Here is a 21688-nt window from a genome sequence, read left to right as displayed (position 1 = left end):
ATTCACATCGGGCGAAACTCCGCCCGAATTTCCGCCAAGGGATACGCGTATGAAGGTCATTATCTGCGGCGCTGGCCAGGTCGGCTGGCAGATCGCCCGGCACCTGTCCGGCGAGCACAATGATGTGACGGTTGTCGACAACAACGCAGAGCTGGTGCGGCGGGCCACGGATACGCTGGACGTGCAGGGGATACACGGCTTTGCCTCCTACCCGGACGTGCTGGAGCGGGCCGGAGCGCGGGATGCTGACATGATCATTGCCGCCACCCATTCGGACGAGGTCAACATGGTGACCTGCCAGGTGGCGCATTCGGTGTTCAAGGTTCAGCGTAAGATCGCGCGCCTGCGGGCCAAAAGCTATCTGACCGCGATCTATTCCGACCTTTACCAGCGTGAGCATCTGCCGATTGACGTCGTGATCAGCCCTGAGCGGGAAGTGGCGGCGGCGGCGATGCAGCGGCTGTCGGCACCGGCGGCTTTTGACACTGAGACCTTCATGGGCGGAATGGCGCAGCTTCTGGGCATCCAGATCGACGCCGATTGCCCGGTGGTGAACACGCCGCTGCGGCAGCTGACAGACCTGTTTTCGACGCTGCGGGCGATTGTGGTGGGGGTGCGCCGCGACGGCACCCTGTTCGCGCCGGAGCCGGGCGATCAGCTGTTCGTGGGCGACAGCTGCTATGTGTTCTGCCACGTGGACGACGTGCCCCGCACGATCGAGGTGTTCGGCAAACAGGAAAAACGCCAGGACCGTGTGGTCGTGGTTGGCGGCGGCAATGTCGGGCTGGAGGTCGCGAAGGCGCTGGAGAGCAGCACCGCGCGGATCCGCGCCAAGGTGATCGAACGCGACCGCAGGTCCGCGGAACGCGCGGCGGAGGAACTTGAGCGCACCATCGTGCTGAACGGCGACGGGCTGGACCGGGCGCTGATGATCGAGGCGGGCATCGACAAGGCGGATGCGATGTTGGCGGTCACGGATGACGACAAGACCAACATGCTGGCCGCCGTGCGGGCCAAGGCCGAGGGCTGTCCGCTGGCGATTGCGCTGATCAACGACCCGACCCTGGTGCCGCTGCTGCCGCACCTTGGGATCGACGCCTATATCAACCCGCGCTCCACCACCGTAAGCTCGATCCTGCGCCACATCCGCTATGGCCGGGTGCGGCAGGTCTATTCGCTGGGCGATGCCGAGGCTGAGATGATCGAGGCCGAAGTGCTGTCGACCTCGCCGATTACCGGGCAGATGATCCGGGACACCGACTTCCCCGAAGGCGTTCTGGTTGGCGGGGTGCTGAAGAATGGCGAGATGCTGCGCCCCTCCGGTGAGATGCGGATCGAGGAGGGCGACGTGATCGCGCTCTTTGCCATGGCGGATGACGTGCCGGAGGTCGAACGCCTGCTGCAGGTGTCGATCGACTACTTCTAGGATGCGCCGTCCGGTCCAAGCTCCCATCGGCGTGCTGCGCCTGCCGCTGTTCCTGCTGATCTGGGGCACCGCTTCGCTGGCGATGTGGCTGCCCGCCGTGCATGCGCTGGTGCTGGATGATCACCAAACCTCGCGCAGTTTTTTCTATGCCGGGCTTGCCGGGATAATCCTGGTGGTGCTGATTGCCCTGTCGATGGGCAACCGGGTGCCGCGTTACAGCATGCCCGGGCAGCTGCTATCGCTGCTGGCAACCTTTGCCGTGCTGCCTCTGTTCCTTGCGGTGCCGGTTCAGGATGCGCTGGTCAGTGCCCATTATTTGAACGCCTACTTCGATATGGTCAGCGCGATCACCACCACTGGCGCCGATATCTGGGCCGACCCCGCGCGGCTGCCGCCCAGCGTGCATCTGTGGCGGGCGATTGTCGGCTGGCTGGGCGGGCTGCTGATGTGGATTGCGGCCTCGGCGGTGCTGGCGCCGATGTCGCTCGGCGGGTTTGAAGTCACGACCAAGGGCGAGCCCGGCGGCGGCACTGCGTCACCGCTGCATATGGAAAAGGCCGATCCGCGGCGTCAGCTGGTGCAGGTCACCAGCACGCTGGCACCGGTTTATGCGGGGCTGACATTGGTGCTGTGGATGCTGCTGATCATCACCGGCGAGGAGGCGCTTGCCGGGTTGAGCCACGCCATGTCGGTGATGGCAACATCGGGCATTTCCGCAACCGGCGGGGTGGAGAACGCCCACAGCGGTATTGCCGGCGAGATGGTAATGTTTCTGTTCATGTTCTTTGCCCTGTCCCGGCTGACTTTTTCCAGCGACACGGTGACAGCCGGCCAGGGGCGTCTGGACAAGGACCCGGAATTCCGCACCGGGCTTCTGATCGTATTCGGCGTGCCGCTGCTGTTGTTCCTGCGCCATTGGGTGGCGGCCTATGAAGTGGATGCCGGCGAAGACCTGCCGCAAGCGCTGTACGCGCTGTGGGGGACGCTGTTCACGGTGATGTCGTTCCTGTCGACCACCGGGTTCGAAAGCGCGCACTGGGAAGCCGCGCGGACCTGGTCGGGGCTGGAAACTCCCGGCATGATCCTGCTGGGGCTGGCAGTGTTCGGCGGCGGTGTCGCCACCACGGCGGGCGGGGTCAAGCTGCTGCGGGTCTATGCGCTCTATCTCAACGGACTGCGCGAGATGGAGCGGCTGGTGCATCCCAGTTCCGTCAGTGGGGAAGGCGACCGCACCAAGCGGCTGCAGAAGAATGGTGCCTTTGTGGCTTGGGTGTTTTTTATGCTGTTTGCCTTGTCCCTGGCCCTGATCAGCACCGCCTTGGCCGCAGTCGGCAACGATTTCGAGCAGTCGATCGTGCTGGCGATTGCCTCGCTTGCGACCACTGGACCGCTGACAGAAAGTGCCGCCAGCGAACCGATTGTGCTGAGCCTGCTGACAACACCGGCAAAACTGATCCTGTGCATCGCGATGGTGCTGGGGAGGCTGGAGACACTGGCCTTTATTGCGCTGCTTTCACCAAATCTGTGGCGCAGCTGACAACGGCTGGGAAGCGAGACGTGTTTTTCGGGTAGAAACTTGTATTTTCTCCGGTCATAGTGATTTTTACCGTGCGTGCTGGTCCGCAGCGCGTGGCAAGAACAAAGGCGAGATAATAAAAAATGGCTTCGGACAGACAGAATCTTCAGGATGCCTTCCTGAATTACGTTCGCAAAACCAAGGTTCCGGTTACAATCTTTCTGATCAACGGGGTCAAGCTGCAGGGTGTTATCACCTGGTTCGACAATTTCTGCGTGCTGCTGCGCCGCGACGGACAGTCGCAGCTGGTCTATAAACACGCGATTTCGACCATCATGCCGGCCCAGCCGATCAGTCTCTATGAGGGTGAAGACTCCAATTGATGGAGCATGAGAGGAAGCGCACCCGCGCCTGGGTGCTGCATCCGGAAATCAAATCCGACAGCGGGCGCCGCGACGCAGCTCCCGCGCTTGAGGAGGCCGTTGCGCTGGCAGCGGCCTTGCCCGATCTAGATGTGATCGGCTCCAACGTCGTGCGCTTGCCCAAGGCGCATCCGGGAATGCTGTTCGGCTCCGGCAAGATCGAGGAGCTGGGGGGCGTCCTGAAGGCAAATGAAATTGAGCTGGTCCTGATCGACGGGCCGGTTTCGCCTGTGCAGCAGCGCAATCTGGAAAAGGCCTGGAAGGTCAAGATTCTGGACCGGACCGGGCTGATCCTGGAGATCTTCTCGGACCGCGCGGCAACCCGTGAAGGCGTGCTGCAGGTCGAAATGGCGGCGCTCAGCTATCAGCGGACGCGGCTGGTCAGGGCCTGGACCCACCTGGAACGCCAGCGCGGCGGGCTGGGGTTTGTCGGCGGACCCGGCGAAACCCAGATCGAGGCGGACCGTCGTGCCATCGACGACCAGCTGGTGCGGCTGCGCCGGCAGCTCGACAAGGTGGTGAAGACCCGGACACTGCACCGCGCCTCGCGCGCCAAGGTGCCGTACCCGATTGTGGCGCTGGTGGGGTATACCAATGCCGGCAAGTCGACGCTGTTCAACCGCCTGACGGGGGCTGAAGTGATGGCCAAGGACATGCTCTTTGCCACCCTGGACCCGACCATGCGGCGGGTGCAGATCCCGGACGGGCCGGAGGTGATCCTGTCCGACACGGTGGGCTTCATCTCGAACCTGCCGACGGAACTGGTTGCCGCTTTCCGCGCCACCCTGGAAGAGGTTCTGGCGGCGGATGTGATCCTGCACGTGCGCGACATCAGCCACGAGGACAGCAAGCAGCAGGCGGAAGACGTCGAGGCGATCCTGGCGTCGCTGGGAGTGGATGAAAACCGCGCCCGGATTGAGGTCTGGAACAAGCTCGACCAGCTGCCGGAAGAAGAAGCTGAAGCCCGCCGCCAGCGTGCGGAGCGTGAGGATGGCATTCATGCGATTTCGGCTCTGACGGGTGAGGGTTTGGATGGCCTCTTGGCCGACATTGCCGAAAAGCTGCAGGGCGTCCGCCACGAGGAGATCCTGACCCTGACCTTTGCACAGGGCAAGCAGCGCGCCTGGCTGTTCAAGGAGGACCTGGTGCAGCAGGAGGAGCAGACCGAGACCGGGTTTGACATCACCGTGTTGTGGACGGACCGCCAGAAGGCCAAGTTCGACAGGCTTTAAAACGAACCTCGAAGCAGAAAAGGAAACGGGCGCCGCAGCGCCCGTTTTTTATGCTCCGTTCTGGTTACCGCGGGGTGATCCGGGTGATGCCAACCGCAGCCGCGCGGGCGAGCTCCTCGTCCAGTGACATCGGGATATATTCACCGCGGCGCCACAGCTGTGCCATGTCGTCGTAGTAGCGCGATAGCGGGTGGCCGGACTGGCCGGTGGACACAATGAAGACCGAGCTGTCCGGGTCGGCAAAATCATAGACCCCGCGGTAGCCGGCGGCGTGGATGTTCTGGAACGGATGCGGATCCCTGCCGGAGCTTTTGCCGCGCTGGAGGGTGTTGTCGCTGCCGCTGGTGGACTGGCGAATGTTCACGAAATAGCGCAGAAGAGGCACCTTGCCGAGGACGGCATGGTCCTGCGTGGCCTGGTGGGCGTCCCCCCAGCGCAGCGATTCCAGCGCGCTGCCATAGCGTTCCTCGATCCAGATCAGCGCATCGTCCAGCGCCAGCCGGGCCATGTCGGTGCAGCTTTCCTTTGGTGCGCTTTGGCGGACGTCGCACCACGCGGAGGCACCGTCCACATCACGGTAGACACGCTCGATGAACAACGGCTCCACATGGCGGAAGGACTTGGCCACCGGCCCCAGTTCATCGGTGATCAGCCGGGCCTGCAGCGCCCGCACCCAGGCGGCATAGATCAGCGGCTCCGGCAGATGCTCGTTCATTTCGCCGTTCCACTCCGACAGCAGGGTCAGGGCGATCTGGCGCTGACGCTCGCGGGTGCCTGCGGGGGCGGCTTCCCCCGTGAACCACAGGTCGGCGCCGATCAGCGGCAGCAGGGTGCGGGCGGTGTAGGAGACGGTGTCCAGCTGCGCCTCGATGAAGCTGTCTCGGGTGTGAACCTCGCGGTTCTGCATCAGCTTCTGCCAGCGGTGGATGCGCTGGGTGTCGCCCCAGTCGAACGAGACATGCTGCGGGAAGGGCCGGTCCAGGATTTTGTTGTTGGTGTTGCCCAGGATGCCGCCGGCAGGGCGGATAAATTCCGGGTTGTCCGCATAGGGGGCACGGCCCTGCCAGCGGTTTTCCGGGTGCCAGCCCTGGCTGGGCATCCGGCCTTTGCTCTGGTGTCCGGGGTCGCGTGCGGGGAAGGCGCCAACGGTCTTGAGCGCGATCGATTCCCGGTCCGCCAGCGTCAGGTTCTGAGACGGCGCGATGAAATCCTCGCCCGCGTCGATAGCCTCTTGCACTGAGGTGCTGCGCATCAGGTTGATGGCTGCGCTCATCGAGGTGTCGTTTGGACTGAGCACGGTCCAGCTGAGCGACACCACGTGGCCGGGCGGGGTGATCTCTGCAAGTTTGAACATGGAACCGGGCAGAACCGGGCCGTTGTCGGTCCAGCGCAGCGTCAGGGTGACCGGGGTTTCGTCCTTAATCTTGATGATCGAGGGGCGGGTGACGAACTCCTTATAGCCGTCAACGCTCAGATATTCCTGGCGGTTTTCCGGGTTCAGCCTTTCGATAAACAGATCCTGGTCGTCCAGGTAGGAGGAGGTAACACCCCAGCCCAGGGTGTCCGACCGTCCCGTAATGACCGCCGGAATGCCGGGGATGGTGCCGCCGATCACGCCGCCGGTGCCCAGCTCCAGCCGCGCCAGGTACCAGACGCCGGGGGCGCTGAGGCCCAGGTGCGGGTCATTGGCCAAAAGCGTGCCGCCCGCGGCTGAGCGGCTGGGATCGGCGGCCCAGGCGTTGGAGGCCCCGGCCAGACCGCGCGGCGCGACCGGAAACAGCAGGCTTTCCTCCTCAGCGCTCTCCGCGGAGGCGTAGTGGCGGGCGCCGGGCACAAGCTCGGCATATTCGGGCAGGGCGGTGATGCCGGTTCCCGGCGCATCCGGCAGGATATCCTTGATCCGGGTTTGGTCATTCAGCGCCAGTGAGGTGCGGGCGCGCAGGATCTCTTCCCGCATGTGGCCGGACAGCTGCAGCGCCATCAGCTTCATAATGGCGATGCTGTCGGCGGGCTGCCAGGGCGGCAGCGGCATGCCGAACAGGAACATTTCCGGCGCGCCGCGGCCAAGCGCGTCTTCGTTGATCTCCAGCAGCCGGGCGTTGACGCCGGCGGCATAGGCATTGAGCGCAGCCATTGCCTCAGGCGATTGCACTTGCACCGATTGCTGAGCCAAGCGGTAGATATCCAGGCGCCGCAGGTAGGTGTCGGTTTCCACCGTGCGGGTACCAAATATCTCCGACAGGCGGCCTTGCGCCGTGCGGCGCATCACCGCCATCTGCCACAGCCGGTCCTGAGCATGGGCATAACCTAGGCCGAAATAGACATCCTCGTCGCTGGCACCGTAGCTGCCGAAAATATGCGGCACGTTGGCGTTGTCGCGGACAATTTCCACGGGCGAGGAGAGGCCTGGCAGGTCAAGCTCCTTGCTGTATTCGGGCAATGACTGCGAGGCGAGGTAGTACACCAGCGCAAAGGCCAGAACGCTCAGCAGAATCAGCCCCGCAGCAATGCGCAGAAGCCAGCGGAAAAGGTGTCCCATCAGCGGTTGTTTCCCATTGGGTTTTTGTCATTTCCACCGGCTGGCAGATTGCGCCCCGCGGCGGTGGTGTTAGGGTTGGCGCCAACATATGCGAAGACAGATCAGGGGAAAAGCAGATGGCAAAAATCGCGTTTCTGGGGCTCGGCGTCATGGGCTATCCGATGGCGGGGCACCTGCAGGCCGCGGGCCATGAGGTTACCGTCTATAACCGTACTGAGGCCAAGGCCAAGGCCTGGGCTAAAGAGCATGGCGGCCATTTTGCGGCGACCCCGCGGGCGGCAGCCTCGGGCGCGGAGTTCGTGATGGCCTGTGTCGGTAACGATGACGACCTGCGGTCGGTTTGCCTGGGCGCGGATGGCGCGTTTGCCGGAATGGCCAAAGGCGCGGTGTTCGTCGATCACACCACGGTTTCGGCCAAGGTAACGCGCGAACTCTATGCGGCCGCGCAGGAGCAGGGGATCTCCTTTGTGGATGCGCCGATCTCTGGCGGCCAGGCCGGTGCGGAGAACGGCGCTCTGTCGGTCATGTGCGGTGGTGATGAAGAAGCCTATGCCAAGGCGGAGCCGGTCATCGGTGCCTACGCCCGCATCTGCCGCCGGATTGGCGAAAGCGGTGCCGGGCAGATGACCAAGATGTGCAACCAGATTGCCATTGCCGGTCTGGTGCAGGGTCTGAGCGAGGCGCTGCATTTCGCCGAGAAGGCCGGGCTGGACGGGCGTGCAGTGGTGGAGGTGATCAGCCAGGGCGCGGCAGGCAGCTGGCAGATGGCCAACCGCTATGAGACCATGCTGGATGATCATTTCGAGCATGGCTTTGCGGTGGACTGGATGCGCAAGGATCTGGGCATCTGCCTGGACGCCGCGGATGAAACAGGTGCCAGCCTGCCGGTCACTGCGCTGGTCGATCAGTTCTACAAGGATGTGCAGAAGATGGGCGGCGGGCGCTGGGACACCTCGTCGCTGTTCAAGCGGCTGCGCAAACTGGATGGCTGAAACGAAAATGGCCTTTCCGGGTGGAAAGGCCATGCCTCCGGCGGGGATATTTGGGGCCAGATGAAGGAGCGGATCCTTTCCGGCCGGTTCCCGGTCAGGGGATGATGCGGGTGTATTTGGTGCCTTCCAGGGTGGCGCCCACACGCAGGCCGGCCTGCCCGAAAACGGCGGCAAGCACCGGCGAGGTCAGGGTATTTGTGTCGGCGGTCAGCGAGTTGCCTTCGTCCTTGATCACATATTCCACATCGGCGCCTGCCGCCCAGCCGGAGGAGCGGCGGAAGCCGGCCAGCGCGTCCTCGGTCATGAAGAACAGCACATGGGCATATTGCTGGGCGCCGATCTGAAGCCCTGCGTTGCCCTTGACGGTGGAATAGTAATCGACGGTCACGCCATTGATCCGCAGCGCGCCGCGCCCGTACGCGCCGCCAAAGACAAAGCCGGCCTCAGTCACCAGCGGCATCACCAGCATGCCGGTTGCCTTTTCGGCCAAGGTGCGGGTGTTAGGGTACTGGCTGTACATCTGGTTCAGCGTTGCGTCGACACGGGCGTCGATGGTGGCGGCGTTGCTGTTGCCGACGCCGTTGCCGCAAGCGGCGGTTACTCCGGCACCGGCCAGGGCGGCCAGGGCAAAGCCGCGGCGGGTCATGCGGGAAGAGGAAAAACTGCTCATTTCTCAGGTGCCTGTAATGATTTGCTGCAAGGCCGGTTTGGTCCGGCTCTGGGCTAAGGTATACGCGGAAAACCGCTGCCTGTCATCAACTGCAAAGCGGTTATTGGCGGCTTCCCGCTGAATTGGCCGGGCGCAGATGTCAGCCGTTCAGCAGCTTGGCCGCGGCCGGGGCGAAATAGGTCAGGATGCCGTTGCAGCCGGACCGCTTGAAGGCCATCAGGCTTTCCATCATCACCTTTTCGCCATCAATCCAGCCGTTTTGTGCCGCCGCCTGAATCATCGCGTATTCGCCGGAGACCTGATAGGCAAAGGTCGGCACGCCAAAGGCGGATTTCACGCGGTGGCAGATGTCCAGATAAGCGATGCCGGGTTTGACCATCACCATGTCTGCGCCTTCCATCAGGTCGCGCTCGATCAGCCGCAGCGCCTCGTCGCTGTTGGCCGGATCCATCTGATAGGTCTTCTTGTCGCCCTTCAGCGCCCCGGAGGCCCCGACCGCATCGCGGAACGGCCCGTAGTAGGCGGAGGCGTATTTGGCCGCGTAGGAGAGGATTGCCACGTTGTGGTGGCCCGCCTTTTCCAGCGCGCTGCGCATGGCGCCGATGCGGCCGTCCATCATGTCGGACGGGCCAATGATGTCGGCGCCGGCCTCGGCCTGTGCGAGCGTCATCTTGACCAGCGCCTCGACGGTGGCGTCGTTGACGATCTCGCCATCCACCACATAGCCGTCGTGGCCGTTGATATTATAGGGGTCCAGCGCCACGTCGGTCATCACCGCAATATCCGGGGCTGCATCCTTGATCGCGCGGATGGCGCGGTTGGTCAGGTTGTCCGGGTTCCAGGCCTCGGCGCAGTCCTCAGTCTTGAGCGAAGCGTCCGTGTAGGGAAACAGGCAGATGGCCGGGATCCCGAGCGCCTGCGCTTCAACCGCCGCTTCGGCGATCTTGTCTACCGAACGGCGCATCACGCCGGGCATGGAGGCGACCGGCTCTTCCATGCCTTCTCCATCGCGGACAAACACAGGCCAGATGAAGTCGGACGGGGTCAGAGTGTTCTCCCGGACCAGAACACGGATGGACTGGGTGGCACGGGTGCGGCGCAGGCGGGCGGCGGGGAAGGGCGCGACTGTGGGCTTCATGGCGGTCTCTCGTTTTGGCTGGCCCATGGGTGGCATGGATGCTGTCCCGGGAACAAGAGGCACAATCGCCGCGTTGGAAAACTTGTGTGCCTTGCGGGGCTTGTCTGCGCGGGATTCCCGGTTGATATAGGGCCGGTTGAAGACTTTCCGGCCCGGAGCCAAGCGGGCAAAAGATGGGGGCTGGCGTGGATCTGCTTCACATTATCTATGAGATGATTGAGCTGCGGTCATTCTCCAACCTGTGGTACTGGATCTCGCTAGCAGTGCTGTGGTCCTCGGCCAGCCATTGGATTCTGGGCGTGCCCTACGACATGGTCTACCGGGCGCAGCGCAAGGGCGGCCAGGCGGAGCGGGATCTGGAAGACATCGCCCGGGTCAACGTGAACCGGCTGATGTATATCTCCGAGGTGTCCGGGCCCTGGCTGGTGGCGCTGTCCTGTTTTCTGCTGACCGGCCTGGCGATGCTGGGGTTTGTCTATCTGCTGGAAATCGCTCAGGCGGTGTTTCTGCTGGCCTTTCCGATGGCGGTGGTCGGGGTGATCAGCTATTTCACCGCCCGCCGGATCGCACGGGACGGGTCCACGGGAGAGGACCTTCGCAAGCGGCTGGCCTTCTGCCGCCTGTATGTTCAGTTTGTTGGTGTGATATCGATTTTGGTCACCGCGTTCTGGGGCATGTATCAGAACTTGTCGATCGGAGCATTGTGACAGGCGGGCAGGGCAACTGGCTAGTTGGCACCCCTGGTGGATTTCTGAAGAGGATAACGCATGGCACAGCGTGCAATCACCATGGGCGGCGCGCCCGAAGGGTTTGACGCCCGGCTGATCCTGAAAGAGGTGCAGTCCTCCGGCGCGCCTGTGCTGCATGTGGCGCGCGACGACAAGCGGATGGAGGCGATGCGGGCGGCATTGGCCTTCTTCGCGCCGGACATGCCGGTGTTTGTCTTCCCGGGCTGGGACTGCCTGCCGTACGACCGGGTGTCGCCCAATGCCGATATCTCGGCCGCGCGGATGGCGGCCCTGGCGGCGCTGGTGCATCAGATGCCCAAGCAGTTCGTGCTGCTGACCACGCTCAACGCTGCCAGCCAGCGGGTGCCGGCACGCGAAGTGCTGCGCGAGGCCGCCTTTACCGCCCGTGTCGATCAGCGGATTGATGAAGACGCGCTGCGCAACTTTCTGGTCCGCATGGGGTTTACCCAAAGCCCGACGGTGATGGAGCCGGGCGATTACGCGATCCGCGGCGGCATCATCGACATCTTCCCGCCGGGCGAAAGCGGCCCGGTGCGGCTGGACCTGTTCGGCGATGTTCTGGACGGCGCGCGGCGCTTTGACCCGGTGTCGCAGCGCACTACGGAAAAACTGGAAGTGGTGGAACTGGCGCCGGTCTCTGAGGTGATCCTGGATGAGGCGGCGATCACCCGGTTCCGTCAGAACTACCGGATCGAATTCGGGGCCGCCGGGACCGATGATCCGCTGTATGAAGCGGTCAGCGCAGGGCGCAAGCATCAGGGGATCGAGCACTGGCTTCCGTTTTTCCATGAGAAGCTGGAAACCCTGTTCGATTACCTGCCGCAGGCGTCTGTGACGCTGGATGACCAAGTGACGCCGGCGCGGCTCGCGCGCTGGGAGACCATCGAGGACCAGTACCAGACCCGCAAGCACGCGATGGAGCAGAAGGGGCGGATTGATACGGTCTACAAGCCCACGCCGCCCGGGCTTCTGTATCTGGATGATGCGGCCTGGGAGGCCGCGGTTTCTGGAATGCGTGTGGTGCAGTTTCATCCGCTGCCGCAGGCCTCCGGCCCTGGCGTCGTGGATGCCGGCGGCCGTATCGGGCGCAATTTTGCACCTGAGCGGCAGCAGGAAAATGTCAGCCTTTTCGGCTCTTTGGCTGCGCATATTAAAGCGCGGATGCAGGAGGGGCCGGTTCTGGTCGCCTCCTACTCCGAGGGTGCGCGGGAGCGTCTGTCCGGGCTAATCGAGGACGAGGGCCTGGCCGAAGCGATCCCGGTGATGGACGGCACCCGCATCGGTAAGTCCGGCCTGCACCTGGCGGTCTGGGCGCTGGAGCACGGGTTCGAAGCGCCCGGACTGACGGTGATCTCGGAACAGGACGTGCTGGGCGACCGGCTGATCCGGGCGCCGAAGAAACGCCGCAAGGCAGAAAACTTCCTGACCGAAACCCAATCGCTCACCCCCGGCGATCTGGTGGTGCATGTGGACCACGGCATCGGCCGCTACAAGGGGCTTGAAGTGGTGACCGTGGCGGGTGCAGCGCATGAATGCATCCTGCTGGAATACGCCGAGCAGGCCAAGCTGTACTTGCCGGTCGAGAACATCGAGCTGCTGTCCAAATACGGCCACGAGGAAGGCCTGCTGGACCGGCTTGGCGGCGGTGCCTGGCAGGCCAAGAAGGCCAAGCTCAAGGAACGCATCCGCGAGATGGCGGACAAGCTGATCCGCATCGCGGCCGAACGCGCGCTGCGCAAGGCGCCGGTGATGGACCCGCCGCCGCACGCCTGGGAAGAATTCTCGGCCCGCTTCCCCTATCAGGAGACCGACGACCAGTTGCGTGCCATCGAGGACGTGATGGAGGATCTGCACTCGGGCCAGCCGATGGACCGGCTGATTTGCGGTGACGTGGGCTTTGGCAAGACCGAGGTGGCGATGCGTGCAGCCTTCGTGGCGGCGATGTCGGGGCTGCAGGTCGCGGTGGTGGCGCCCACCACGCTGCTGGCGCGACAGCACGCTGCTTCCTTTGCAGAACGCTTCCGAGGTTTCCCGTTGCAAGTCAGGCAGTTGTCACGCTTTGTTAGTGCGAAGGAAGCAAGCCAGACACGCGAAGGGCTGGCAAAAGGCACCGTCGATATCGTGGTCGGAACGCATGCTGTTCTGGCCAAGAACATCAAGTTTCAGAACCTCGGCCTGCTGATCATCGACGAGGAGCAGCACTTTGGCGTCGCCCACAAGGAACGCCTGAAACAGCTGCGCAGCGATATCCATGTGCTGACCCTTACCGCCACGCCGATCCCGCGGACCTTGCAGCTGTCCCTGACCGGCGTGCGGGACCTGTCGATCATCGGAACGCCGCCGGTGGACCGCCTGGCGATCCGCACCTACGTTAGCGAGTTCGACAGCGTCACCATCCGCGAGGCGCTGCTGCGCGAGCACTATCGCGGCGGTCAGAGCTTCTATGTTGTGCCGCGGATCACCGATCTGCCGGAGGTCGAAGAGTTCCTCAAGGCGCAGTTGCCGGAACTCACTTACGTGGTGGCGCACGGGCAGATGGCGGCGGGCGAGCTCGACGACCGGATGAACGCGTTTTATGACGGCAAATACGACGTGCTGCTGGCAACCACGATTGTGGAAAGCGGGCTGGATATTCCGACCGCCAACACGATGGTTGTGCACCGTGCCGACATGTTCGGCCTGTCTCAGCTCTATCAGATCCGGGGCCGGGTCGGCCGTTCCAAGACCCGTGCTTATGCCTATCTCACCACCAAACCGCGCCAGCGGCTGACGCCCGCAGCAGAGAAACGCCTGCGGGTGCTCGGTTCACTGGATACGCTGGGTGCGGGCTTTACCCTGGCCTCGCAAGACCTTGATATCCGCGGCGCCGGCAACCTTCTGGGTGAGGAACAGTCCGGCCAGATGCGCGACGTGGGCTATGAGCTTTACCAGTCGATGCTGGAGGAGGCGATTGCCAAGATCAAGGCGGGCGAGATGGAAGGCCTGTCGGACGCCGATGAGCAATGGGCACCGCAGATCAATCTGGGTGTTCCGGTGCTGATCCCAGAGGATTACGTGCCGGATCTGGATGTGCGCCTCGGCCTCTACCGCCGTTTGTCGTCGCTCTCGACCAAGGTGGAGCTGGAAGGCTTTGCGGCGGAACTGATCGACCGCTTCGGCAAGCTGCCCAAAGAAGTGAACACGCTTATGCTGGTCGTTCGGATCAAGGCGATGTGCAAACGTGCAGGTATTGCCAAGATGGACGGCGGGCCGAAGGGCGCCACGATCCAGTTCCACAACGACAAATTCGCCTCGCCTCAGGGGCTGGTGGAGTTCATTCAAGGTCAGAACGGCCTGGCCAAAGTGAAAGACAACAAGATCGTCGTGCGCCGCGACTGGAAAAAGGACAGCGACAAGATCAAGGGCGCCTTTGCCATCGCCCGCGATCTGGCGGAGAAGGTCGTGGCCGAGAAGAAGAAGGCGAAGGCCGGGTAATAAGCGCCAAGGAAATTCGAATTTCCTTGGCAAATTTATTCGCAAGAAATTTGCTCAGCCGCAGCAGCTATCCGGCGCCATCGCCGCTTGAGCGCAGAAACAGGACGCGCCCACGGCCCGGTCTGCGCGTGCCAGCGCCCGGTCCAGCTGCTGTTCAATGTGCCTGATTTCAATCGTTTCACCGCTGGCCTTCAAGCAATCGTGCAGCCCTTTGAGGCTCCAGATATTGGCGGGATGCACAGAGGCACGCGACAGGGTGTCGTCCAGCCCCAGGTCTGCGCGGTAGACGGCCTCGGCTTCTTCGGCATGGCCCTGCTCAAACAGCAGCGCGCCCAAAGCGTGGCGCGTGGGTTGCATCCAGCCCCAGGGCTCATCATAGGGCAGGTTGTCGTCCAGTTCCGCCGAGCGGCGCAGATGGGCAAAGGCCGCGTCGTAGTTCTGTTTGCGGTACTCGATCTCACCGCGCAGCATTTCAGCTGCGATTTCAAGCAGTTCCACAACCTTGTTGTTGTGAAGCCGGCGCGTGTCCGGCACCCGGGCCTTGGCAGCCAGGAACAGCTTTTCTTCCGCCTCGGCCTCTGCCACGCGTCCCGTCGCGGCATAAGCGATGGCCCGGGCATAGTGGGTGTTTGCGGTCAGGGTGCAGTACAACTGCTGATCTTCGGGCAGTTCCAGCGCCATTGCCTCCTCCCAGCGGCCAAAGCGCACCAGGATATGCGGATGCATCGCCAGATAGCTTTCAAAGAAGTCCGCAATGGGCGGGCTTTCGACCAGCAGCATTTCAGGCGGCGTGGTGTCCAGTATGCCCTGGTTGGCCTCAAGCGCGGGTTCGATCTGGCCCAGGAACATCGCGCCGTAGATAACGAAATGGTAATTGTGCTGGCGGTATCCGGTGTAGATGTTAAAGGCGCCTTCGCGTTCGTAGAACTTCAGGTCCGCCTCGATCGCCTTCCGGTTCCAATGCACCACGTTTTGGTAGTCGCCGCACAGCACGTCAATGTGTGTCGGCATATGCACCAGGTGGCCAGCATCCGGCACCAGCGTGCGCAGGGCATCCGCAGCCTTCAGCGCCTTTTCTGGGGTGGGCGACATTTCCATCAGATGCACATAAAGATGCAGCAGACCGGGGTGCTGCATGGCGCCCGTGTCATTCTCCATCACCCATTCCAGCACCTCTTGCGCTTCCTGCGTGGCTGCGCCCTCGGCGGGCAGGCCGGTCTTCAGGTCCCACATCTTCCAGGGAGTCAGGTTCAACAGGCTCTCAGCATAGACGGTACGCAGGTCCAGGTGATCCGGGCAGGCGGCAAAGGCTGCGCGCATGGCCCCGGCAAAATCGTAGTCCCAGGCGTGCATGTCCTCTACCGGCTCGCGCTGCGGATAGCGGGTCTGGATGGCGCGGATCAACTGTTGTTCAGTCTCGGTGCAACCGTCGATGCACTTCAGTGCGGACTGCGCTGCGTCAAAGGCCGCTGCCAGCGCCTCGGCGCGGCTTTTGGCGTCCCGAAGATCCCAGGGCAGGTTGTAGTTCGGGCCAGCCGCATAGGCCGCACCCCAATGGGCCATGGCGCAGTTCTGATCATGCTCCAGCGCATGCTGAAAACAGGCGATGGCTTCTTCGTGATTGTAGCCATAGGTCCAGACCAGGCCGCGGTCGAACCAGCGCTGCGCCTCTGGTGAAGTTGTGGTCACCGGGCAGGAATAGCTGCCGAGATCATAATCGTAGCCCATGAAAAAACCTCCCCAAATGATTGGAGAGGTTAGGATCAGGCAGGCGCACCGGCAAGGCCGTTATTCGGCAGGCAAGCGCGCCTCGGCTCTGGCCATTTGCAGCATCAGCACAAAGGCGAGGGAAGCCATGGTCAGCAGACCTGCACTCAGCGGCAGCAGGGAGCCGTCAAACAGCAGTCCGACAGGAGCGGCGATCGCGGCGGCCAAAACGGTGGAGATCGCGCCGATAACCGAGGCCGCCATGCCGGCAATATGGCCCATCGGCTCCATCGCGATGGCATTCAAGTTGCCAAGGGTGGTGCCCGCCAGGAAGAACACGCTGGTCTGCCAGGCGATGAACAGGCCGAACAGAAGCCCGCCCGGCAGCGGGCTGGAGCTGAGGAACAACATGGCGGCAGAGGCCAGGATCTGCACGGCAAGCGACCAGGTCACGATGCGCCGCATGCCGACCCGGACCACGATGGCTGCATTCAGCAGGCTTGCCGTACCCGCCATCAGCGCCACGAAGCCGAACCAGAACGGGAAGCTTTCGGCGCGGTCAAAGATCACGTCATAAACCGGCTGAACCATGGTCAGCATGGTGAACAGCATACCCAGGCACAGAGTTTGCACCATGATCGACAGTCGCACGGTGGGATGGCCCAGCATCTCCTTCACCGCGCCCAGCAGCAGGGGCAGGCGGAACGGGCGGTGGTTTTCCCGGGCCAGGGTCTCTGGCAGCCGCAGACCCATCCACACCACGATGATAACGGCGAAGATGGCAAAGGCCAGGAAGATGCCGCGCCAGCCGGAGAATGCGATGATGCCGGCGCCCAGCATCGGTGCAAAGGCAGGAACCAGAGTGAAGATCATCATGGCAATAGACATGAGGCGGGCCATTTCCCGGCCTGCGTAAAGGTCGCGCACGATGGCGATGCCAACAATGCGCGGCCCGGCGGCCCCCAATCCCATCACGACACGGGAGGCCAGCAGAAGCTCCAGCGATTGCGACCGCCAGGCAACGGCAGCGGCAAGGATATACAGCACCGCTCCGCCGGCAATCACGCGCTTTCGGCCAAAGGCATCAGAAAGCGGGCCGGTGAAGAAAGTGCCAATCCCCATGCCCAGCACAAACGACGTCAGCACCAGCTGCGCGCGGTTGACGTCATCGGGGCTCAGCGCCTGACCGATCTCGGGCAGGGCGGGCAGCATCGCGTCGATGGAAAAGGCAATGGTGGCAAACATCATCGCAATCAGCGCGATGAATTCAGCCTTGGCCATGCCATGGGCGGGGGACTGTGACATCTGAAACCTCTAACAGCTCTTCAGATGGTTCCGGGGAATAGGGCCGGTCTGGGAGCTGTCCGCTTCCGCTACCACAATCCTCCCAGCCGTGCCAGCGCCCGGTTGCACAGGAGGCTGTGCATAGTTGCGATGCTAAGCAGTCGCGCTGCGGCCTAGTTGCCCTCGGCCTCTTTCAGCTGCTTCTGGATGTCCTCAATCACCTGCTTCCACAGTTCCGGCGGCTGGGCGCCGGGCACCGCGTGCTGATTGGCGACAATGAAGGTTGGCACCGAGCTCACGCCCATCTCCCGGGAATGGGCGTCGCGGTCGCGGATTGCCTGCACATCGCTGTCGCCCTCCAGAAGACGGGCAGCGACATCTGCCTCCATGCCTGCTGCCTGCGCGATCTCCGCCAGCACCGCTTGGTCGCCGATGTCCTTGGCGTCCACGAAGTAAGCCTGGAACAGGGCGTCCACGACCTGGCCCTGCTTGCCCTCGATCCCGGCCCAGTGGATCAGCCGGTGCGCGTCCAGCGTATTCGGGGTGCGCTTCATGGCTTCGAAGTTGATCGTCAAACCTGCTTTTTCCGCATGTTCCACGACGGGCGCATAAGCCTTGACCGCGCCTTCCTTGCCGCCGAACTTGCGTTCCAGGTACTCGCGCCGGTCCATGCCTTCACGCGGCATGTCCGGGTTCAGCTGGAACGGGTGCCATTCAATGACGAAAGGATGGTCCGGGACCTCCGCCAGCGCCTTGTCCAGATGGGTCTTGCCGATATAGCACCAGGGGCAGATCGGGTCTGACAGGATGTCGAGTTTGACAGTGGCCATTTGGGTCATCCTTTGAACAGGGCAGGCAGGGCGCGGCGCAACAGTTTGCCATTGGCGCCGGTGGGCAGCGCGTCCAGATGGACATAGGCGCGCGGCTGCTTGTAGCGGGCCAGGCGCTCGGATGCAAAGGCCTGCAGGTCCTGCGCGTTCAACTCTTCGGGACCGGTGTAAAAGGCAGCGATGATATAGGTGTCTTCCTTCACCTCCACCGCGGCAGCGCCGGCCTGAGCGATGCCGGGATGGGCGGCAAGCGCGGTTTCGACCTCGATCGGCGACACCCGGTAGCCGCCTGCGTTCATCATGTCATCGCTGCGGCCGAAATAGCGGATCTGGCCGTCAGCCGTCATTGCCCCCTGGTCGCCGGTCAGGAACCAATCGCCCTGATAGCGTGCGGCGGTTTCCTCCGGTGCGTTCAGGTAACCCAGCATCAGCCCCGGATCGGAGCGGTGGATCGCGATAGTGCCTTCCTCGCCCATTTGCACCGGTCCGTCCGTGCCCAGAATGGCCACCTTGCGGCCCGGTTGCGGCTGGCCCAAAGCGCCATCCTGCGCCGGGTGCGAAGGTGACGAGGAAATGAACGTCGAGCACTCCGACATGCCGAAAGCTTCATAAAGCCCGCAGCCGGTGGCTGCGTCCCAGTCTTCGTGAAGGTGCCGTGAAAGCTTTTCACCTGCGCAAAGCCCATGCCGCAGGTCCGGCAGGTCCAGCGGGCCGCCCCGCAGGAACTTGCGGTAGACACCAGGGGCCGCTGCAAAGATGGTCGCGCGGTGCCGTTTAAGCAGCGCCGGCAGCCGTTCGGGCGGTGTTCCCGGCGCCGGGATCAGCGCCGTCGCACCTGCAGCCCAAGGGTCCATCAGCCCTGTGCCCAGCGTATAGGTCCAGTTGAACGCGCCCGCATGCAGCAGCCGGTCCTGCTCAGTCAGCCCGTACCATCCATCAACCATCATTTGCCGCGCCCAGACCGCCCGGTGCGCGTGTGCCACGGCGCGCGGATTTCCGCTGGTGCCGGAAGTATAGACCACATAGGCTAGGCGCTCCGGGTCTCCGGGGGCGTACTCACAAGGGGGTAGGCCGTGCATATTGAGCAACTGCCGGGTTGTGATCTCCACCGGGTGACTCGCGCAGGCCACCGCGGGGTCGCGCAGGACCGCCGCGGGGTTCAGATCGGCGATTATCCGGGCGGTTTCCGGCCCGGTCAGCTGCGCCGAGGTCGGCACCGGCACCAGCCCGGCGGCAATGGCGCCGAGATAGGCAATCGGAAACTCGACCGTGTTGCCGAGCCGCATCAGCACGATGTCGCCCGGGTTCAGACCCGCCGCCAGCAGGCCGGTTCCAGTCCCGCGTACCGCGGCCTCCAGCCGGGCATAGCTCCAATCGTCGTGAGAGTCGCCCTCAAGAACCGACAGCGCAGTCTTGTCTGCCAGCCGGGCAGCATGGCGCAGCACATGGGCGGCAAGATTGAAGGGCGAGGGGCAGGGCGCGAAGGGCCCCTGATCAAAAACCGACAGCATGGCAAATGGCTAGCCTGCGCTGTCCTGCGTTGCAAGGCGCGCAGGTGCGGCTTATAGAGTGGCTATGACTGGCCGTGACCCGAAATCCCTGATCACCATCGCCCGCGCCAATGGCGGCGAAGACGACGCAGAACCGCTGGATCTGGGCGCCCGGGTGCGGGAGCTTCGCAAGGCGCGGGACTGGACGCTGGAACATGCGGCCAATCAGGCCGGGCTGGCGCGGTCGACTCTGTCAAAGATCGAAAACGGCCAGATGTCACCGACTTACGAGGCGTTGAAGAAGCTGGCCGTGGGTCTGGAAATCTCGGTGCCGCAATTGTTCACCCCGCCGCAGCGGGACCAGGTGAACGGCCGGATGACGGTGACCAAATCCGGCGACGGATCGGCCCATGCCACCGCGACCTATGAGCACGAGCTGCTGGCTGATGGCCTGACACGCAAGCAGATGCTGCCCTACCGGGCACGGGTGCGGGCACGGTCGATGGAGGAATTCGACGGTTGGGTGCGCCATGACGGCGAGGAGTTCCTGTATGTGCTGACAGGCGTGGTCAAGCTCTACACGGAATTCTATGAGCCGATTGAGATGCGCCGCGGCGACAGCGCCTATTACGACGCGGCGATGGGTCACAACGTCATCTCTGTCAGCCCCGAAGATGCAATGATCCTCTGGGTGACGTCGCTGGCCTGACGTGGCGCGCTAGTGCTTGCGGCCGTCCAGCTCTCTCAGCAGGCTTTCGATGTAGAGGAAATCGTCCACCTCCTCCTTGGCTTCATTCAAGGTAAGGTGATGGGTGCGGGCCAGATAGGCAACAAATCTGTCCCGGTCATCCAGTATGGACGGCGCATTGCTGGCTTTCAGGTGCGGAAAGCGCTGTTTGATGCGGGGCATCCTGTCAATCCAGCTGGCAGCTGCTGCTTGTACAGGCATGGGGGGAACTCCCTGACAAACGGTGTATGGTTTTTGGCCCCCCATGGTAACACTTTTCGTGTCATTTTGTAACGTCCGGGCTTGGGGCCCGGGTCAAGTCTGCCGGCCTCTGGCGGGTTTCCGCCGGAGTTGAGCGCTCGGCAAACAATCGCGTCAGCACCACGTGGCCGATCCCAACCGCAATCAGCTGCATCACGATGAACATCGGAATGTGGCCCGGATAGATGCCTGCGAAGGTGTCAGTAAAGCCGCGGGCGATGGTCACCGCCGGGTTGGCAAAGCTGGTGGAGGACGTGAACCAATAGGCGCCGGTGATGTAGAGGCCGACCAGCGGGGGAACCGCGTCGGGACGCGACCGCAGCCCGCCGAAAATCACGAACAACAGGCCGAAGGTGGCCAGGATTTCGGAAAACCATTGGGCAGTTCCAGTGCGGTGCATGGTGGTCGAGCTTTGCAGAATTGCAAGATCGAACATTACGTGACAGGCCCAGACACCAAGAATACCGCCACCGATCTGCGCCAGAACATACGGCCCGACCGCGCTCCAGGAGTGTTCGCCGCGCATGGCAAAGGCCAGCGTGACAGCCGGATTGAAATGGGCGCCGGAAACCGGGCCCAGCGTGGTGATGATCACATAGAGCATACAGCCGGTGGCAACGGCATTGGCCAGCAGTGCCAAGGCCACGTTTCCGTCAGCAAGAGTTTCCGCCATGATACCGGAGCCCACCACACCAACCAGCAGCATGGCGGTGCCCAGGCACTCGGCCAGAAGTTTCCGCGCGGTCATGCGATATCTCCAATCCGCTTGAGCTGCTGTGTCAGTTCCGCCGGGCTCATGGTTTCAAATGGAAGCTCCAGCAGCGCCTTGGCGCGTTTTTCCAGCGTGGCATAGGCCGCGCGGAAGGCTGCGTCCCAGTCCGGTTGCTCAGCCGCGGCGGGATCTTCTACGCCCCAATGGGCGCGCACCGGCGCGCCGGGCCAGACCGGGCAGGTTTCACCCGCGGCTGAGGCGCAGACGGTGATGACCATGTCCATCTCCGGCGCGTCCTCGGCGGCGAACTCATCCCAGCTTTTGGACCGGGCGCCGGAGGTGTCGTGACCCAGTTCCTTGAGCAGCGCCAGCGATTGCGGATGCACTTTGCCAGTGGGGTTGGAGCCTGCCGAATAGGCGCGCACGCGGCCTGCACCAAGCGTATTGAAGATCGACTCCAGCAGGATTGAGCGCGCGGAGTTGCCCGTGCATAGGACGAGAATGTTCATGATTGATGAC

General features: G+C 63.2%; 18 protein-coding genes. 8 read left to right on the top strand and 10 right to left on the bottom strand.

Going from position 1 to position 21688, the window contains the following annotated elements:
• Positions 1–49: 49 nt before the first annotated feature.
• From trkA to hflX, 4 genes are all read left to right on the top strand, one after another.
• Positions 50–1426, top strand: coding sequence for a Trk system potassium transporter TrkA (gene trkA, locus ACXAED_RS18750; RefSeq protein WP_475052289.1), 1377 nt, complete (start codon positions 50–52; stop codon positions 1424–1426).
• A 1-nt stretch (position 1427) separates the two neighbouring features.
• Positions 1428–2963, top strand: a complete 1536-nt coding sequence (locus tag ACXAED_RS18745; protein ID WP_475052286.1) for a TrkH family potassium uptake protein — start codon at positions 1428–1430, stop codon at positions 2961–2963.
• A gap of 122 nt (positions 2964–3085) precedes the next feature.
• Complete coding sequence (gene hfq, locus ACXAED_RS18740; protein WP_475052285.1) at positions 3086–3325, top strand: RNA chaperone Hfq; 240 nt, start codon at positions 3086–3088, stop codon at positions 3323–3325.
• Entirely contained in the window at positions 3325–4596 is a 1272-nt protein-coding gene (gene hflX, locus ACXAED_RS18735; RefSeq protein WP_475052283.1) for a GTPase HflX, read from the top strand. The genes hfq and hflX overlap by 1 nt, the downstream gene beginning before the upstream one ends.
• 64 nt (positions 4597–4660) lie before the next feature.
• Here the strand turns inward: hflX and ACXAED_RS18730 are convergent, their stop codons facing one another.
• Positions 4661–7135, bottom strand: coding sequence for a penicillin acylase family protein (locus ACXAED_RS18730; protein WP_475052281.1), 2475 nt, complete (start codon positions 7133–7135; stop codon positions 4661–4663).
• Here ACXAED_RS18730 and ACXAED_RS18725 point away from each other — a divergent pair.
• Positions 7036–8127: an NAD(P)-dependent oxidoreductase gene (locus ACXAED_RS18725; protein ID WP_475052280.1), complete on the top strand. Its 1092-nt coding sequence runs from the start codon at positions 7036–7038 to the stop codon at positions 8125–8127. The genes ACXAED_RS18730 and ACXAED_RS18725 overlap by 100 nt on opposite strands.
• Positions 8128–8221: 94 nt before the next feature.
• Here ACXAED_RS18725 and ACXAED_RS18720 read toward each other — a convergent pair whose 3' ends face one another.
• Both ACXAED_RS18720 and hemB read right to left on the bottom strand, forming a co-directional pair.
• Positions 8222–8797 (bottom strand): lipid-binding SYLF domain-containing protein, encoded by a 576-nt coding sequence (locus tag ACXAED_RS18720; RefSeq protein WP_475052279.1) that lies wholly within the window; start codon positions 8795–8797, stop codon positions 8222–8224.
• Between the two features lie 139 nt (positions 8798–8936).
• Entirely contained in the window at positions 8937–9935 is a 999-nt protein-coding gene (gene hemB, locus ACXAED_RS18715) for a porphobilinogen synthase (RefSeq protein WP_475052277.1), read from the bottom strand.
• A 185-nt stretch (positions 9936–10120) separates the two neighbouring features.
• Here hemB and ACXAED_RS18710 point away from each other — a divergent pair, with 185 nt between their 5' ends.
• Positions 10121–10642 carry a component of SufBCD complex gene (locus ACXAED_RS18710; RefSeq protein WP_475052274.1) on the top strand — a complete coding sequence of 174 codons (522 nt, stop codon included), beginning with the start codon at positions 10121–10123 and terminating at the stop codon, positions 10640–10642.
• A gap of 60 nt (positions 10643–10702) precedes the next feature.
• Positions 10703–14158 (top strand): transcription-repair coupling factor, encoded by a 3456-nt coding sequence (gene mfd / locus ACXAED_RS18705; RefSeq protein WP_475052271.1) that lies wholly within the window; start codon positions 10703–10705, stop codon positions 14156–14158.
• Positions 14159–14212: 54 nt separating this feature from the next.
• Here the strand turns inward: mfd and ACXAED_RS18700 are convergent, their stop codons facing one another.
• From ACXAED_RS18700 to ACXAED_RS18685, 4 genes are all read right to left on the bottom strand, one after another.
• Positions 14213–15886: a tetratricopeptide repeat protein gene (locus ACXAED_RS18700; protein ID WP_475052269.1), complete on the bottom strand. Its 1674-nt coding sequence runs from the start codon at positions 15884–15886 to the stop codon at positions 14213–14215.
• A gap of 60 nt (positions 15887–15946) precedes the next feature.
• Positions 15947–17170, bottom strand: a complete 1224-nt coding sequence (locus ACXAED_RS18695; RefSeq protein ID WP_475052266.1) for a multidrug effflux MFS transporter — start codon at positions 17168–17170, stop codon at positions 15947–15949.
• A 152-nt stretch (positions 17171–17322) separates the two neighbouring features.
• Positions 17323–17988, bottom strand: a complete 666-nt coding sequence (locus tag ACXAED_RS18690) for a DsbA family oxidoreductase (protein WP_475052264.1) — start codon at positions 17986–17988, stop codon at positions 17323–17325.
• Positions 17985–19490 carry a class I adenylate-forming enzyme family protein gene (locus tag ACXAED_RS18685; protein WP_475052262.1) on the bottom strand — a complete coding sequence of 502 codons (1506 nt, stop codon included), beginning with the start codon at positions 19488–19490 and terminating at the stop codon, positions 17985–17987. The genes ACXAED_RS18690 and ACXAED_RS18685 overlap by 4 nt, the downstream gene beginning before the upstream one ends.
• A 64-nt stretch (positions 19491–19554) precedes the next feature.
• Here ACXAED_RS18685 and ACXAED_RS18680 point away from each other — a divergent pair, with 64 nt between their 5' ends.
• Entirely contained in the window at positions 19555–20178 is a 624-nt protein-coding gene (locus ACXAED_RS18680; protein ID WP_475052260.1) for a helix-turn-helix domain-containing protein, read from the top strand.
• A 9-nt stretch (positions 20179–20187) separates the two neighbouring features.
• Here ACXAED_RS18680 and ACXAED_RS18675 read toward each other — a convergent pair whose 3' ends face one another.
• The 3 genes from ACXAED_RS18675 to ACXAED_RS18665 form a co-directional block, all read right to left on the bottom strand.
• Positions 20188–20418, bottom strand: a complete 231-nt coding sequence (locus tag ACXAED_RS18675) for a hypothetical protein (protein ID WP_475052259.1) — start codon at positions 20416–20418, stop codon at positions 20188–20190.
• Positions 20419–20479: 61 nt separating this feature from the next.
• On the bottom strand, positions 20480–21205 hold the full coding sequence (locus ACXAED_RS18670; RefSeq protein ID WP_475052256.1) for an aquaporin: 726 nt from the start codon (positions 21203–21205) through the stop codon (positions 20480–20482).
• Positions 21202–21678: an arsenate reductase ArsC gene (locus tag ACXAED_RS18665; RefSeq protein WP_475052253.1), complete on the bottom strand. Its 477-nt coding sequence runs from the start codon at positions 21676–21678 to the stop codon at positions 21202–21204. The genes ACXAED_RS18670 and ACXAED_RS18665 overlap by 4 nt, the downstream gene beginning before the upstream one ends.
• Between the last annotated feature and the right edge of the window lie 10 nt (positions 21679–21688).

It is taken from the genome of Leisingera sp. ABM4_103, from assembly GCF_056158685.1.
The sequence above is the reverse complement of the archived record's forward strand: the minus strand, read 5'-3'. Positions and strand labels throughout refer to the sequence as shown.

Coding starts and splice junctions, on each gene's coding strand:
- ACXAED_RS18670 (WP_475052256.1), bottom strand. CDS start 21,205: ATGACCGCGCGGAAACTTCTGGCCGAGTGCCTGGGCACCGCCATGCTG.
- hflX (WP_475052283.1), top strand. CDS start 3,325: ATGGAGCATGAGAGGAAGCGCACCCGCGCCTGGGTGCTGCATCCGGAA.
- hemB (WP_475052277.1), bottom strand. CDS start 9,935: ATGAAGCCCACAGTCGCGCCCTTCCCCGCCGCCCGCCTGCGCCGCACC.
- ACXAED_RS18690 (WP_475052264.1), bottom strand. CDS start 17,988: ATGACCCAAATGGCCACTGTCAAACTCGACATCCTGTCAGACCCGATC.
- ACXAED_RS18675 (WP_475052259.1), bottom strand. CDS start 20,418: ATGCCTGTACAAGCAGCAGCTGCCAGCTGGATTGACAGGATGCCCCGC.
- ACXAED_RS18720 (WP_475052279.1), bottom strand. CDS start 8,797: ATGAGCAGTTTTTCCTCTTCCCGCATGACCCGCCGCGGCTTTGCCCTG.
- mfd (WP_475052271.1), top strand. CDS start 10,703: ATGGCACAGCGTGCAATCACCATGGGCGGCGCGCCCGAAGGGTTTGAC.
- ACXAED_RS18695 (WP_475052266.1), bottom strand. CDS start 17,170: ATGTCACAGTCCCCCGCCCATGGCATGGCCAAGGCTGAATTCATCGCG.
- ACXAED_RS18685 (WP_475052262.1), bottom strand. CDS start 19,490: ATGCTGTCGGTTTTTGATCAGGGGCCCTTCGCGCCCTGCCCCTCGCCC.
- ACXAED_RS18665 (WP_475052253.1), bottom strand. CDS start 21,678: ATGAACATTCTCGTCCTATGCACGGGCAACTCCGCGCGCTCAATCCTG.
- hfq (WP_475052285.1), top strand. CDS start 3,086: ATGGCTTCGGACAGACAGAATCTTCAGGATGCCTTCCTGAATTACGTT.
- ACXAED_RS18745 (WP_475052286.1), top strand. CDS start 1,428: ATGCGCCGTCCGGTCCAAGCTCCCATCGGCGTGCTGCGCCTGCCGCTG.
- trkA (WP_475052289.1), top strand. CDS start 50: ATGAAGGTCATTATCTGCGGCGCTGGCCAGGTCGGCTGGCAGATCGCC.
- ACXAED_RS18680 (WP_475052260.1), top strand. CDS start 19,555: ATGACTGGCCGTGACCCGAAATCCCTGATCACCATCGCCCGCGCCAAT.
- ACXAED_RS18700 (WP_475052269.1), bottom strand. CDS start 15,886: ATGGGCTACGATTATGATCTCGGCAGCTATTCCTGCCCGGTGACCACA.
- ACXAED_RS18725 (WP_475052280.1), top strand. CDS start 7,036: ATGACTGCGAGGCGAGGTAGTACACCAGCGCAAAGGCCAGAACGCTCA.
- ACXAED_RS18730 (WP_475052281.1), bottom strand. CDS start 7,135: ATGGGACACCTTTTCCGCTGGCTTCTGCGCATTGCTGCGGGGCTGATT.